Here is a 15,055-nt window from a genome sequence, read left to right as displayed (position 1 = left end):
TCGCAGCCCAACGCGGGCGATGCGGCGACCCGACAAGCCCGCTCGCCACAGGTTACTTATTGCCTGTTCTACCTAAAGACCTTGAAAGGGCTGGCTGTAAGAGCGAAACCATAAGCAGCCGTTACCTAAATAACGGATATGCACCCAATCAAACCGACCCACCAACCAACTTGGGCAACCGCTGATCAATCACCTGATACAACGCACTACCCACCGGCCAATTACGCATAAACCGCGCCCGGTCCCTGGCAAACGCCGGAGCAAAACTCGCAGCAGACCCATGCTGACGCATAGCATCCAGATCGATCAAAACCCATCGATCCCGATCCCAAAACAAGTTGTGCCCCTTGAAATCCCCATGGCTGATCCGCTCACGGATCAACTCCGCAAACAACCGATCCAACGCCACCAGCTCAGCCTCAGGCGCATCCCCGCCCTCAACATACGGCGCAAAACGCTCAATGAGATCCGGCCCCGGCAAATACTCAGTAACCAGATAAGCCCGACTGCGCAGCCATAAAAACCGCTTCTCCAACACCGCCAACGGCTTGGGCGTAGCAATCCCAAGAAACGCCAGGCGATTGCCCTCGTACCAGGAATGCCACGCACGGCTGGGCCGCCAGAAGCGCCTGAGCCAGTGGGTAAAACCCTTGATGTTGTAGCGTTTGATCACCAGCGGCCGACCGGCCACCTCGACCTTGGCCACAGTAGCCGAGCCACCGGTCTTATACAGATGCCCCTGGTCCAGCAACGCATCAGCACGCTCCAGCACCGGCAACATCGCAGCCTCTTCCTCGCGACGAATTGCGCGCAAGGCAAAGGCGCCACGCACCACGCTGAACAGCGTGCATTCGCGGCCGACCTTGTTCAAAAAGTCCTTCAAACGCCAGGCGCTGACCTTGCGTACCTGCTTTTCCAGGGCTTCCAGCGGCAGAGCGTGCTCGCCGTTGGCCAGGAGGTAATACACGAGCAGTTCTTCGGTAAACGGCTCAAGATTCTTCGGCAACTGGGCAAAAAATACACCGAGGTTTTCCAACACCCGGTTGCGCGACAGCGGCTTGCCCGCGTCTTCGACGCGAATCCCGGCACCATCGATCAAGTACAGCTTGCCGCCCTGGCGCAGCAGGTTGTCCAGGTGCAGGTCTTCCTGCCACAGCCCTTTGGCGTGCATCTGGGCAATCGCACCCAGTGCTTCGGCCAGTACGGCGGTCTGTTCATCCGCCAGCGGCGGCAAACCTTCGACCGCCTGCCAAGCATCGGCGAGGCTTTCAGCGCCTTCAATAAACTCAAACAGCAGCCACCCACCCTCGCCTTCCTGCAAGCCATCGGCCAGCAACAACGGCGTGATCAAGCCTTGCTCAGCCAGTAGGCGCACACCGTTGCGCTCTCGCTGAAAATGCCGCGCGGCCTTGCTGCCCACCAATAATTTGGCCAGCACCGGGCGCCCGCGCCAGACCGCCGCGCCCACATAGCGCTCGCCCGGCAATACTCGCAGCAGGCTGAGCAATTGCAACTGCCCTGGGCCTGCCGCGTCCGCCAATTCGATAGTCAGCGGCAGGCTGGGGGTGCGGCCGGCGGTTTTCAGCTCGGACAAACGCATCAGCGGTTCTCCTTGCGACTGCGGCGGGCCGTCAGGCGCTGGAACCAGGCGCCTACCAGCGAGCTGTCTTCAGGCTGTTCCAGGTAGGCTGCCAGCAGTTGCCGCACTTGGGTGTCCGACCACTGCGGCGCACGCCGCAACAGCGGCTCCAGATCCTTGACCCGATCGCGCACGCCGAACAACAGCGGGCGGGTTTTTTCCAGGTCGATCAACTGCGCGGTGTAACCGTCGCCGGCGGCCTGCAGGAAAATATGTTTAGGGTAAAAACAGCCGTGCACCTGACCCACATTGTGCAGGTGGCGAGCCAACTGACCACAAGCCAACAGGATCGCCCGGTGCTGGGCGTCGCTCAATTGCGACCACTGCTCCAGCAACGAATCCAAGTCGTTCCAGCCGTCGAGCGCGCGGGTCAACAACATCGCGCGGCGCGCGCCATTGACCTTGCGCTCACCGAAGAACGCGGCCTGCAACGCAGGGATACCGAGCTTTTGGTAACGGCTGATATTGCGAAATTCACGGGCAAAGCTGGGCTCGCCAAACGGCTTGTACAACGTACGTGTCAGGTAGTTGCTCTGGCGCTTGAGGTAGTACCCCTGGCCTTCGAGCTCCAGGCGAAACACGCTGCTCCAGCCGCCATCACTGGTATTGGGCTCATCCACCGCCTCCAGTTGCCGGGCCCACAGGGCGTCGAAGGTTGCGAGGCCGTTGCGCTCCAGCAGAGCGCGGTCTTCGGCCGCCAGAAAATCACTCATTCGCGCCCCTCGAAAAACTTCACCACGTGGCGAATTCGCTGTTTGTCCGACGCCGTCAGGTGCGTGCGTTGGCGATATTGCATGTAGAAGCGCAGGCGCTGGGTGGCCGACAAGTGATACTTGGCAACCTTGTCCAGGCAGGCCAGGTCTTTGGTAATACGGTATTTGAGCCAGAAACCGCGCCAGAAATCACCGTTGGGGCAATCGATCAGGTACAGGGTTTTCTGGTCATCGACCAAAAGATTGCGCCACTTCAAGTCGTTATGGGTGAAGCGATGTTCGTGCATCGTTCGGGTGTATTCGGCGAGCTGACGACTGACCACATTGACCCACTTTGGGTCTTTCAAGCAGGCGTCGTTACGGTCGGCCAACACTGACAAGTCTTCGGTTTTCGGCAGCTCGCGGGTGATCATCGCGCCACGGTCATAGGCCAGTCCCTTGCGCTCCAAACCCCAGGCCACCACGTCAGCGGTGGGAATACCCCACTTGGCGAAGCGCTTGAGATTCTGCCATTCGGACTTCACTCGAGGTTTGCCCACGTAGCGGCGCAAGCCTTTGCCGGCACCAATGTAGCGCTTGACGTAATAGTTGACCCCACCACGCTCCACCCGAATCACTTCCGACAACGGGTCGCGCGTCAGTTGTTCGCCTTGCAAGGCAAACACTGCCTCAAGGCTTCCAAAATCATCTGCCAGGTTGGCGTAAGCCGGTTCGAGGTTCCAACCAGCCATCAGATCGCATCCCCCAAGCGTTGCTTACGCGCGTAAAGCTTGTCGGCCTTGCGTTGCAACACGCTCAGGGACGCCGACTGCTCGGCGAGAATCTGGCGTAGCGGCTGACGGAAGTAACCTTTGAGAAAACGCAACTTGTCACGCAGGGTCAGGCCAATTTCCATCGCTGAGTAATACAGCGCGGACAGGTCTTTGTTGCGCCAGCGCAGCGGCAGATGGGCACGCAGTTGGGCGCGGTGCAGGTCGATCACCGACAGCTTGATGTCGCGGGCGTCGATCGGTTTTGCGGTGTCCAGCAGAAAGTGGCAGAGGTAGCAGTCGCGGTGATTCACACCGCCACGGTGCATATCGCCAATCATACGCGCCAGTTCCGCCGTCAATGCATGGCGCAGGGCGGGCGTGGGCGGCTGCGTGACCCAGTTGATGGTCAGGTCTTCCAGGCTGATGGTCGGGGCCAGTTCCTCGGTGATAATGAACGAGTGTTGGTTCGCCGGGTTGCTGCCTGTTTCGCCGAATGCCACGCCGGTCATGGTCGGTACGCCGAGCTGTTGCAGACGGTGGATGGCCGCCCACTCAAGGCCTGCGCCCAGTACTGGCAACTTGACAGTAATCAGATTCTTGAAAATTTCGCCCCAGCCGACGCCGCGGTGGATTTTCACGAAATACGGGCGCCCCTCCACCTCGGTGCGCAAGGTGCGACGCGCCGCCAGTTCACGAAACACTTGGCCTTGCAGTTTCTCGACTTCGGCGAAGGCATCACGCCCGGCCCATAAGGTCTTGAACGGTTCGGCAAGAATCAACTTCATCGCTTTGGCTCCGCCAGAATCACATCCGCAGCGTGCTGCGGCATGCTATAGAGGTCAGCCGTCTCGGCGAAGGCCAACCCATTGCGGCCCCAGGCCGCGCGCTGTTCAGTGTCGGAGAGCATTTGCGCCAGGTATTGGTTGAGCTGCGCTTGTTCAAACGGCTCATCCAGCACCCGACCGCTGTCGGCTTCGGCGATGTAATGGGCATAACCACACACGGCCGAAACCAGCACCGGCAACCCGGCCACCACGGCCTCGAGCAACACGGTGCCGGTATTTTCGTTGTACGCCGGGTGGATCAACAGATCGGCGCCCAACAGGAAACGCGGGATGTCGCTGCGGCCCTTGAGGAACTGCACATTATCGCCGAGCCCCAATGTGGCGCTCTGCAGTTGGAATACTTTGGGGTCGTCCTGGCCAATTACAAACAGGCGCGTACGTTTTTTTAGTTCCGCCGGTAGAGCGGCCACGGCCTTTAGGCTGCGATCGACGCCCTTGGTCTTGAAGCCGGAACCGATTTGCACCAGCAGCAGGTCGTCATCACCCAGGTTGAATTCCTTGCGGAAACCTTCGCGAATCTCGGCGGCGTTCGGCGGTGCGCGACGGTCCAGGGCAATGCCCGGCGGCAGCAGGTGGAAACGCTCAAGCGGGGTGTCGTAATGCTTGATGAACAGCGGCTGTTGCACTTCGGAGATCATCAAGACTTCGGTCTTGGCGTCCTTGGCAAACACCGCGCGCTCGTACTCGGCAAAGTGCCGATAACGGCCAAAGCTGCGGTACAGCGAGTGACGCAGGTTTTGCGCCTTGTCTTCATAGCAGCCGTCGGCGGCGTAGTACACGTCCAGGCCGGGCATTTTGTTGAACCCGATCAAGCGGTCCACCGGGCGCTTGGCCAGGTCGGCTTCCATCCAGGCGCTGAGCTTCTCGTTGCGCCGATGGTTGAAGAACGCCTTGACCGGCGCCACCAGCACTTCGAAACCGGGCGGGATGTCGCCTTCCCAGATCAGCGTGTAGACACGAATCTGATGGCCGCGCTGCTGGCACTCCAGGGCGATGCGCATGAAGTCACGCTGCAGACCGCCGAAGGGGAAATATTTGTACAAAACAAAAGCCAGTTGCATCAGTGCAGTTCCTCAGCCAGTAACAACGTGCTCAGTCGGCTTGCCACACGCTCAGGGTTCAGGCGCGTGAAGCACAGGGGCGACTCGCGCTTGATGTCGAACCGACGCAGGTCGTCGGCCGTCGGTTGATAGGTACATTGCTTTTGCAGACACGGCGCGCATGGGAAGTCGCTGGCCAGGTGAATCTGGCCCTTGCCGTAGGCACCGGTCAGGCCTGGGTTGGTCGGGCCGAACAAAGAAATGGTCGGCACATCCAACGCGGCGGCCAAGTGGCCGAGCCCCGTGTCCACCGCCACGCAGGCGCGGGCGCCCGCCAATACACGGGCGACACCGGCCAGGTTGAGCTTGGGCAGCACTTCAGCGTGTTGCAGGCCTTGGGCCAGGCGTTCGGCTCGGGCCTTTTCGGCGGCGTTGCCCCATGGCAACTTCACGTCCACACCCAGGCGTCCCATGCGTTCGGCCAGCTCGCGCCAGTAGGCTTCAGGCCAGTGCTTGGTGTCCCAAGTGGTGCCGTGCAGCAACAGAACGAAGGGTTTCGTTGGCGGCAGGCCGAGCAGCTTGTCGACGTTCAGGCCATAGTCGCCCAGGCCTTTGGGCAAGTCGTAGCCGAGGGCCACGGCGAACAGCTGGCGCAGACGCTCCACCGCATGTTGCCCGCGCGCCACGGCCAGGCGTCGCGAATAAAAGCGGGCGGCGATGGGCTCGCGGGCAGAATTTTTATCGAAGCCCGCCACCGGAGCGCGCACGTAGCGCGTCAGCCAGGCGCTTTTGAGCAGGCCCTGGGCGTCGATCACCAAGTCGTATTTGGTCGACTGGATGCGCTGCTTGAAGCGTCGCCACTCACCACTTTTGATGGTCTGCCAGATGTTTTTGCGCCAGCGACGAATCGCCACCGGGATCACCTTGTCCACCGCCGGGTGCCAAGTGGGGATCTCGGCAAAACCTTCTTCCACCACCCAGTCAAAGCGAATGCCGGGGATCGCCCGCGCCGCGTCAGTCAGTGCCGGCAAGGCGTGGATCACGTCACCCAGGGACGAAGTCTTGATTACCAGTACTCGCAAACTAACGGACCTCGACCACAGAGCCCTGCAACCGCTGCAAGGCATCGCTGACCGGTTGCGGCAGCAACTGGCGCAGACAATTGTAGTGGCCGAATCGGCAAGTGCGATCGAAACACGGGCTACATTCCAGACCCAAGCGTACCACTTCGACCTTATCAGCCAATGGCGGGGTAAAGCCTGGAGAGGTCGAGCCGTAGACCGCCACCAGCGGACGGTTCAGCGCAGCGGCCACATGCATCAGGCCGGAGTCGTTGGACACCACCGAGTCGGCACAGGACAACAGGTCGATGGCTTCAGCCAGGGACGTGTCGCCACTGAGGTTCACCGCCTCCTCGCGCAGGCCGGGAATCAAACGCTGGCGGATGTCTTCACCCACCGAATGATCGTTCTTCGAGCCGAACAGCCACACCTGCCAACCTTCGCGGATCTTCATCTCGGCGACTTTGGCGTAGTGCTCCGACGGCCAGCGCTTGGACTCGCCAAACTCAGCGCCTGGGCACAGTGCCAGCACCGGGCGGTCGAGCATCAAGCCGAACTTGGCCAGGGCCGCGTCGCGAGTCACCGGGTCGATCTGTAGGCTGGGGCGCGGGTAAGGCGTGGGCAATTCGGCACCCGGCTCATAGGCCAGAGCCATGAAGCGCTCGATCATCAGCGGGTAGCGCGCCTTGTCGAGCGTGCGCACATCATTGAGCAGGACATAGCGAAACTCGCCGCGCCAGCCGGTACGTTTAGGAATGCCGGCGAAATACGGCACCAGCGCCGACTTGAGCGAGTTGGGCAACAGGATGGCCTGGTCGTACTGCCCGGCCAGGGATTTACCGATACGACGACGGGTTGCCAACTCCAGGGCGCCATGGCCGAGCGGAAAGCTCAAGGCCTGGCGCACTTCGGGCATGCGCTCGAGGATCGGCCGGCTCCACTCAGGGGCGAGCACGTCGATTTGGCAGTCGGGATGACGTTGCTTCAAACACTGGAACAGTGTCTGTGCCATTACCATGTCACCGACCCAACTGGGCCCAACGATCAGAATATTCATCTAGTTTCCACAAACGATGCGGGGAGGCTTATGCCTCCCCGCCCTAATAGTGTTTCAGCTCAACCCCAGCTCCTGCCAGATTCGCATTACCTGACGCCGTTCGTCGGCGAACTGATCCCCGGTGACCGTACCGGCCTCATTTTGCAAAGCCTGTCGATGCGCGGCGGAACGGTAGGCCTTATACACCTCGCGCAGCAAATGGGCATCGGCGGCGGGCATCAACCCCACCTGCTCCAGGCCTTCCAGAATGCGGATATTGTCGGTATAGCGCAGCAACAATGGATGCTGCGCAGACCACGCCAAAGCCGCGTATTGCACCATAAATTCAATATCGACGATACCTCCGGCGTCCTGCTTGAGGTCGAACACGACGGTAGGTTCGAAGGCATTGGCGCCGGTACCGGCCGCCGTGCTCTTGGTCCCCAGGTTGTCGCGCATCTTCGCACGCATCTCGCTGACCTCTTGGCGCAGCTTTTCCAAGTCGCGTTCACGCCCTAACACTGTAGCGCGTACTTGCTCAAACGCATGGCCCACATCCTGACTACCCACCAGCACCCGCGCGCGGATCAGCGCCTGGTGCTCCCAGGTCCAGGCTTCATTTTGTTGATAACGCTCGAAAGCCCCCAGGGAGCTGACCAGCAAACCGGATGCACCTGAGGGCCGCAGCCGCATATCCACTTCATACAGTTGCCCGGAGTTGGTCTGGGTGGTCAGCAAGTGGATGATCCGCTGGCCCAGGCGCGTGAAGAACTGCGCACCGTCAATCGGTTTGGCACCATCGGTCTCGGCCTGCGGATCACCGTCGTGGATAAACACCAGATCCAGGTCCGAACCATGCCCCAGTTCGATGCCGCCCACTTTCCCATAACCGACAATGATGAACCCAGGGTCGCACAAGGTGCCGTCCACCCGTTGTGGCGAGCCGTGGCGGGCCACGGTCTGGCGCCAGGCCAGGGCCAGCACTTGCTCGAGAATGGCTTCGGCGAGCCAGGTCAGGTAGTCGCTGACCTTCATCAGCGGCAAGCTGCCGGCGATTTCCGAGGCAGCGACGCGCAAGCGGTGGGCCAGCTTGAAATGGCGCAGGGCTTCCATCTGCTGCTCAAGGTCATCCTCGGGGATACGCGTCAGGCGCTCGCGCAGCTCGGCGGCCAGCTCCGGCGCCAATGGCGGTTTGAACAGGCGACCTTCATTGAGCAGTTCGTCGAGCAACAGCGGAAAGCGGGTGATCTGTTCGGCGATCCAGGGACTGGCGGCACACAAGGTCAGCAAGCGACGCAGGGCGCCGGGGTTTTCCGTCAGCAGCACCAGGTAGGCGGAACGACGGGCGACCGCTTCCACCAGCGGCAGCACGCGCTCCAACACCAAGTCAGGGTTGGCGTGCTCGACGGCTTGAGCCAACAACCGCGGGATAAATGCATCCAGCCGCTCACGGCCCAGACGCTGCATGGCGCGCAATTGCGGACTGTTTCGCAGGCCGGCCAAGGCTTTGAGGGCTTTGGTCGCGTCGGTAAAACCGCCTTCGGCCAGTTGGCGACAAGCGGCCTCTTCGTCCTGAGACTCTTCCCACAACGGCAACCATTCACCGCCCACCACCAGCTCGCTTTCTTCGCCCTCTTCTTCGTCCGGATCAGCGATGACTTGGCGGAAGTGCCAGTCCACTCGGCCACGCCAGTACATCAAGCGCTCGTGGAAAGCGGCCCAATCAGCGAAGCCCAACATAAAGGCAATACGCGCCTGGTCTTCCGGGCTGTCCGGGAGCATTTGCGTCTGCCGGTCGGCAATTGCCTGGATCGCGTGCTCGGTGTAGCGCAGGAATTCATAGCCATTGCGCAACTCGGCGATCACCGCCGGTGGCAAATAACCTTGACCTTCCAAGGTGCCCAGCACCTTGAGCAGCGGCCGCTGTTGCAGGCTCAGGTCGCGGCCACCGTGGATCAACTGGAAGGCCTGGGCGATAAATTCAACTTCGCGGATGCCACCCGAACCCAGCTTGATGTTGTCGGCCATACCCTTGCGCCGCACCTCCTGCTGGATCAACTGCTTCATGGTGCGCAGCGCTTCGATGGCGGAAAAGTCCAGGTAACGCCGGTAGACGAACGGCCGCAGCATCTCCAGCAATTGCGCACCGGCGACTTGGTCGCCGGCGACTACGCGCGCCTTGATCATGGCGTAGCGCTCCCAGTCGCGGCCCTGGTCCTGGTAATACTGTTCCAGCGCGTTGAAGCTGAGCACTAGGGCGCCGGCCGAACCGTAGGGACGCAGGCGCATATCGACGCGGAATACAAACCCGTCGACGGTCATCGGGTCGAGGGACTTGATCAATTTCTGACCAAGCCGGATGAAAAACTCCTGGTTATCCAGGGCACGCTTGACCCCTACCGTCTCGCCACCTTCGGGGTAGGCGAAGATCAGGTCGATATCCGAGGACAGGTTCAGCTCCACGGCGCCGAGCTTGCCCATGCCGAGGATGACCATGTGCTGCGCTTCACCGCTGCGCCGGCCGGTGGGTGTACCGAATTGCACGCAGTGGCGCTGGTACAACCATTGGTAAGCCTGGTCGATGCTCGCGTCGGCCATGTCGGAAAGGTCACGGCAGGTTTGCACCAAGTCAGCCTGGCGTGTCAGGTCGCGCCAGATGATGCGCACTTGTTGGCGTGTGCGCTGGCGACGCAGCACACGACCCAACTCATCTTCCGTTTCAGCTTGTTGCACGACGCTGGCGATCTGCCCGCACAGCTCGCCGGGCGCAAAGCTGCGGTCCAACTCGCCCCAGGCCACCAGCTCGAGCAACATCAAAGGGTCACGAAGGCTCTGTTCAATGACGAAATCACTGGCGGCGCACACGCGGGCAAACTCAGCCCACCGTTGCGGCGTCCACGCAGAAAGGCCATGATCGTCGCCCAGCGCGGCCACTGCGTCACGAAATGACTGCTCGGCCCGCTTGGCGTATGGCAAGAGAATGGCCGGCAATTGGGCCAGTGTTGGAAGGCTCATGGTCTATCCTTGATCGGCGCGTAAATGGCTTGTTGCTGTGAACGCAAGAGGCACGCTCGGTGAAGGAGTGTCGAACAAAGGTTATAAATAGCTGAAATTAATTTAATCTTGGCAGGCAACATCAAACTTTCACCTTTTCTTGTTCGCAATAGATCAACAATAACGATTATGCTCACCAGCCAGACCGAGCCATACGCTCAGTCTTGTGTAGTTTTACTACTCGTATATACATTCGAAAGGCTGAAATGGCCGACGATTTGTAGTAAAACTACAGGACGCCGAAGCAACCTTCGGCCATCCAAGAATTTATGTCGTCTGCCCACAAGGCCAGTCGCAAACTTCAGGCAACCGATTCTGGTAGCCTTTCCGCCCTGGAGCAAGCCATGCAAGACCTCGATCCCGTCGAAACCCAGGAATGGCTGGACGCCCTGGAATCGGTTCTCGACAAAGAAGGCGAAGACCGTGCTCACTACCTGATGACCCGTATGGGCGAACTCGCGACCCGCAGCGGCTCGCAACTGCCCTACGCCATCACCACGCCATACCGCAACACCATCCCCGTTACCCACGAAGCACGCATGCCTGGCGACCTGTTCATGGAACGCCGCATTCGCTCGCTGGTACGCTGGAACGCCATGGCGATGGTAATGCGCACGAACTTGAAAGATTCGGACCTGGGCGGTCACATCTCCAGCTTCGCTTCCAGCGCAACGTTGTATGACATCGGCTTCAACTACTTCTTCCAGGCCCCGACCGACGAACACGGCGGCGACCTGATCTACTTCCAGGGCCACACCTCGCCAGGCGTCTACGCCCGCGCGTTCATGGAAGGCCGCATCAGCGAAGACCAGATGAACAACTTCCGCCAGGAAGTCGACGGTCAGGGCCTGTCGTCCTACCCGCACCCTTGGCTGATGCCTGACTTCTGGCAGTTCCCGACCGTATCCATGGGTCTGGGCCCGATCCAGGCGATCTACCAGGCACGCTTCATGAAGTACCTGGAAGCACGCGGTTTCATTCCGGAAGGCAAGCAGAAAGTCTGGTGCTTCCTGGGCGACGGCGAGTGTGACGAGCCGGAATCCCTGGGCGCCATCTCCCTGGCCGGCCGCGAGAAGCTGGACAACCTGATCTTCGTCATCAACTGCAACCTGCAGCGCCTCGACGGCCCGGTTCGCGGCAACGGCAAGATCATCCAGGAACTCGAAGGCGTGTTCCGCGGTGCTCAGTGGAACGTGACCAAAGTCATCTGGGGCCGTTTCTGGGACCCACTGCTGGCCAAAGACGTCGACGGCATCCTGCAACGTCGCATGGACGAAGTCATCGACGGCGAGTACCAGAACTACAAAGCCAAAGACGGCGCGTTCGTACGTGAACACTTCTTCAACTCGCCTGAACTCAAGGCGATGGTTGCTGATCTGTCCGACGACGAGATCTGGAAACTCAACCGTGGCGGCCACGACCCGTACAAGGTCTACGCGGCGTACCACGAAGCGGTCAACCACAAAGAACAACCGACCGTCATCCTGGCCAAGACCATCAAGGGTTATGGCACCGGTGCCGGCGAAGCGAAAAACACCGCACACAACACCAAGAAAGTCGATGTCGACAGCTTGAAGTTGTTCCGCGATCGCTTCGACATCCCGGTCAAAGACGACGAGCTGGAAAACCTGCCGTTCTTCAAGCCGGAGCCGAACAGCGCCGAAGCCCGTTACCTGAGCGAGCGCCGCACCGCGCTGGGCGGTTTCGTGCCACAGCGTCGCGCCAAGAGCTTCGACATCCCGACACCACCACTGGATACCCTCAAGGCAATCCTGGACGGCTCGGGCGACCGTGAAATCTCCACCACCATGGCTTTCGTGCGGATCCTCGCGCAGCTGGTCAAGGACAAGGAAATCGGTTCGCGTATCGTACCGATCATCCCGGACGAAGCTCGTACCTTCGGTATGGAAGGCATGTTCCGTCAGTTGGGCATCTACTCCTCCGTCGGCCAGCTCTACGAGCCAGTCGATAAAGACCAGGTGATGTTCTACAAGGAAGACAAGAAGGGCCAGATCCTCGAAGAAGGCATCAACGAAGCGGGCGCCATGAGTTCCTTCATCGCTGCCGGTACTTCGTACTCCAGCCACAACCAGCCGATGCTGCCGTTCTACATCTTCTACTCGATGTTCGGCTTCCAGCGTATCGGCGACCTGGCTTGGGCAGCAGGCGACAGCCGTACCCGTGGCTTCCTGATCGGCGGCACCGCCGGCCGTACCACGCTGAACGGCGAAGGCCTGCAACACGAAGACGGTCACAGCCACATCCTGGCTGCCACCATCCCGAACTGCCGCACCTTTGATCCAACCTACGGCTATGAGCTGGCGGTGATCATCCAGGACGGCATGAAGAAGATGACCGAAGAGCAGCAGGACGTTTTCTACTACATCACCGTGATGAACGAGTCCTACCAGCAACCCGCCATGCCGGCCGGTGTTGAAGAAGGCATCATCAAGGGCATGTACCTGCTCGAAGAAGACACCAAGGAAGCGGCGCACCACGTGCAGCTGATGGGCTCCGGCACCATCCTGCGTGAAGTCCGTGAAGCGGCGAAGATCCTGCGTGAAGAGTTCAACGTCGGCGCTGACGTATGGAGCGTTACCAGCTTCAACGAACTGCGTCGCGACGGCCTGGCCGTAGAGCGCAACAACCGCCTGCACCCAGGTCAGAAGCCTGCCCTGAGCTACGTCGAAGAGTGCCTGGCCGGCCGTAAAGGTCCGGTGATCGCCTCTACCGACTACATGAAACTGTTTGCTGAACAAATTCGCCAGTGGGTCCCGTCCAAGGAATTCAAAGTCCTGGGCACCGACGGTTTCGGCCGCAGTGACAGCCGCAAGAAGCTGCGTCACTTCTTCGAAGTTGACCGTCACTTCGTGGTGTTGGCAGCCCTGGAAGCCTTGGCTGACCGTGGTGAGATCGAACCTAAGGTGGTGGCTGACGCTATCGTCAAGTTCGGGATCAACCCGGAAAAACGCAACCCACTGGACTGCTGAGGAGATTTTTTGTGAGCGAACTCATTCGCGTACCTGACATCGGCAGCGGTGAAGGTGAAGTAATCGAGCTGTTTGTGAAGGTTGGCGACAAAGTCGAAGCCGACCAGAGCATTCTGACCCTGGAATCGGACAAGGCGAGCATGGAAATCCCTGCTCCCAAGGCCGGCGTGGTCAAGAGCCTGAAAGTGAAGCTGGGCGACCGCCTGAAAGAAGGCGACGAACTGCTGGAGCTGGAAATCGAAGGTGCCGCTGCTGCGGCCCCTGCGGCTCCTGCTACTGCACCCGCTGCTGCTGAAAAGCCAGCCGCTGCCGAGGCCCCTGCGGCCCCGGCTGCTGCACCTGCCGCAGCCAGTGTTCAGGACATCCATGTTCCGGACATCGGTTCGTCGGGCAAGGCCAAGATCATCGAGCTGCTGGTCAAGGTCGGCGACACCGTCGAAGCCGACCAGTCGCTGATCACCCTGGAGTCCGACAAGGCCTCCATGGAAATCCCATCGCCGGCTGCCGGCGTAGTGGAAAGCATTGCAGTCAAACTGGAAGACGAAGTCGGCACTGGTGACTTCATCCTCAAGCTGAAAGTACAAGGCGCTGCGCCTGCTGCTGCTCCAGCTCCGGCCGCTGCACCGGCGGCCAAGGCTGAAGCGGCTCCGGCCGCCGCTGCTCCGGCACCTGCTGCAAAAGCCGAGGCCGCACCAGCCCCTGCTGCTGCACCTGCGCCTAGCGGTGCCAAGGTTCACGCCGGCCCAGCCGTACGCCAACTGGCACGTGAATTCGGTGTTGAGCTGAATGCCGTATCGGCCACTGGCCCTCACGGTCGCGTACTGAAAGAAGACGTGCAGGCTTACGTCAAAGCCATGATGCAGAAAGCCAAGGAAGCTCCGGCTGCAGGCGGCGCTACCGGTGGTTCGGGTATTCCTCCGATCCGCACCGTGGACTTCAGCCGCTTCGGCGAAATCGAAGAAGTGCCGATGACCCGCCTGATGCAAATCGGCGCGGCAGGTCTGCACGCCAGCTGGCTGAACATCCCGCACGTGACTCAGTTCGACCAGGCCGACATCACCGACCTTGAAGCTTTCCGCGTTGCGCAGAAAGCCGTGGCCGAGAAGGCCGGCGTGAAACTCACCGTGCTGCCACTGCTGCTCAAGGCGTGTGCTCACCTGCTCAAGGAACTGCCGGACTTCAACAGTTCGCTGGCACCAAGCGGCAAAGCGATCATTCGCAAGAAATACGTGAACATCGGCTTTGCCGTCGACACCCCGGATGGCCTGCTGGTACCGGTCATCAAGAACGTCGACCAGAAGAGCCTGCTGCAACTCGCTGCCGAAGCCGCTGCACTGGCAGCCAAGGCCCGCGACAAGAAGCTCACCCCGGACGACATGCAGGGCGCGTGCTTCACCATCTCCAGCCTCGGTCACATTGGCGGCACTGGCTTCACGCCAATCGTCAACGCGCCGGAAGTGGCAATCCTGGGTGTTTCCAAGGCCACTATCCAGCCTGTATGGGACGGTAAAGCGTTCCAGCCGAAGCTGATGTTGCCGCTGTCGTTGTCCTACGATCACCGCGTGATCAACGGCGCCGCTGCTGCACGCTTCACGCAGCGCCTGAGCCAACTGCTCAACGACATCCGCACCATCCTGCTGTAAGCCACAGCGGGCCTCCCCTTCACCGGGGAGGCCTGGTTGCAACGATTTCCGAGCGCCACGCTCGTACCTCAACCCCGCCAATTGGCGGGGCTTTTTTTGGTCTATTTTCAAGCAAGAACTTGGACATAAAAAAAGAGGTTGTACACCCCCTTCACCCAGATTGTAGAAATCCCCCGCCCGGCCGATAACAGCCTTATAGCACTTAGCCTTTATCCTCTCTTGTCAGTCCGTGCTGCATGATGCAACCTTGCCGCAAACGACAGTAAAGAGGGCGTAAGCCCG

The 15,055-nt window shown here is 60.5% G+C and carries 10 protein-coding genes; 2 read left to right on the top strand and 8 right to left on the bottom strand.

Going from position 1 to position 15,055, the window contains the following annotated elements:
* Positions 1-148: 148 nt before the first annotated feature.
* Genes BFL40_RS05015 through glnE form a run of 8 tightly spaced genes read right to left on the bottom strand, consistent with a single transcriptional unit; the run spans position 149 to position 10,101 of the window.
* On the bottom strand, positions 149-1,600 hold the full coding sequence (locus BFL40_RS05015; RefSeq protein WP_071482721.1) for a lipopolysaccharide kinase InaA family protein: 1,452 nt from the start codon (positions 1,598-1,600) through the stop codon (positions 149-151).
* Positions 1,600-2,352, bottom strand: coding sequence for a lipopolysaccharide kinase InaA family protein (locus BFL40_RS05010; protein ID WP_071482720.1), 753 nt, complete (start codon positions 2,350-2,352; stop codon positions 1,600-1,602). The genes BFL40_RS05015 and BFL40_RS05010 overlap by 1 nt, the downstream gene beginning before the upstream one ends.
* Positions 2,349-3,083, bottom strand: a complete 735-nt coding sequence (locus tag BFL40_RS05005; RefSeq protein WP_071482719.1) for a lipopolysaccharide kinase InaA family protein — start codon at positions 3,081-3,083, stop codon at positions 2,349-2,351. The genes BFL40_RS05010 and BFL40_RS05005 overlap by 4 nt, the downstream gene beginning before the upstream one ends.
* Positions 3,083-3,889, bottom strand: a complete 807-nt coding sequence (rfaP, locus tag BFL40_RS05000; protein WP_071482718.1) for a lipopolysaccharide core heptose(I) kinase RfaP — start codon at positions 3,887-3,889, stop codon at positions 3,083-3,085. Before rfaP ends, BFL40_RS05005 begins: the two co-directional genes overlap by 1 nt.
* Positions 3,886-5,010, bottom strand: coding sequence for a glycosyltransferase family 4 protein (locus BFL40_RS04995; protein ID WP_071482717.1), 1,125 nt, complete (start codon positions 5,008-5,010; stop codon positions 3,886-3,888). Before BFL40_RS04995 ends, rfaP begins: the two co-directional genes overlap by 4 nt.
* On the bottom strand, positions 5,010-6,071 hold the full coding sequence (gene waaC / locus BFL40_RS04990) for a lipopolysaccharide heptosyltransferase I (RefSeq protein WP_071482716.1): 1,062 nt from the start codon (positions 6,069-6,071) through the stop codon (positions 5,010-5,012). The genes BFL40_RS04995 and waaC overlap by 1 nt, the downstream gene beginning before the upstream one ends.
* A gap of 1 nt (position 6,072) precedes the next feature.
* Positions 6,073-7,107: a lipopolysaccharide heptosyltransferase II gene (gene waaF / locus BFL40_RS04985; protein WP_071482715.1), complete on the bottom strand. Its 1,035-nt coding sequence runs from the start codon at positions 7,105-7,107 to the stop codon at positions 6,073-6,075.
* A 54-nt stretch (positions 7,108-7,161) separates the two neighbouring features.
* On the bottom strand, positions 7,162-10,101 hold the full coding sequence (gene glnE / locus BFL40_RS04980) for a bifunctional [glutamate--ammonia ligase]-adenylyl-L-tyrosine phosphorylase/[glutamate--ammonia-ligase] adenylyltransferase (protein ID WP_071482714.1): 2,940 nt from the start codon (positions 10,099-10,101) through the stop codon (positions 7,162-7,164).
* A gap of 383 nt (positions 10,102-10,484) precedes the next feature.
* Here glnE and aceE point away from each other — a divergent pair, with 383 nt between their 5' ends.
* Positions 10,485-13,130 (top strand): pyruvate dehydrogenase (acetyl-transferring), homodimeric type, encoded by a 2,646-nt coding sequence (gene aceE, locus BFL40_RS04975; protein ID WP_071482713.1) that lies wholly within the window; start codon positions 10,485-10,487, stop codon positions 13,128-13,130.
* An 11-nt stretch (positions 13,131-13,141) separates the two neighbouring features.
* Positions 13,142-14,773, top strand: a complete 1,632-nt coding sequence (gene aceF / locus BFL40_RS04970) for a dihydrolipoyllysine-residue acetyltransferase (protein ID WP_071482712.1) — start codon at positions 13,142-13,144, stop codon at positions 14,771-14,773.
* Positions 14,774-15,055 lie beyond the last annotated feature (282 nt).

Origin of the sequence: Pseudomonas costantinii (assembly GCF_001870435.1) — a bacterium.
Taxonomy (GTDB): domain Bacteria; phylum Pseudomonadota; class Gammaproteobacteria; order Pseudomonadales; family Pseudomonadaceae; genus Aquipseudomonas; species Aquipseudomonas costantinii.
The sequence above is the reverse complement of the archived record's forward strand: the minus strand, read 5'-3'. Positions and strand labels throughout refer to the sequence as shown.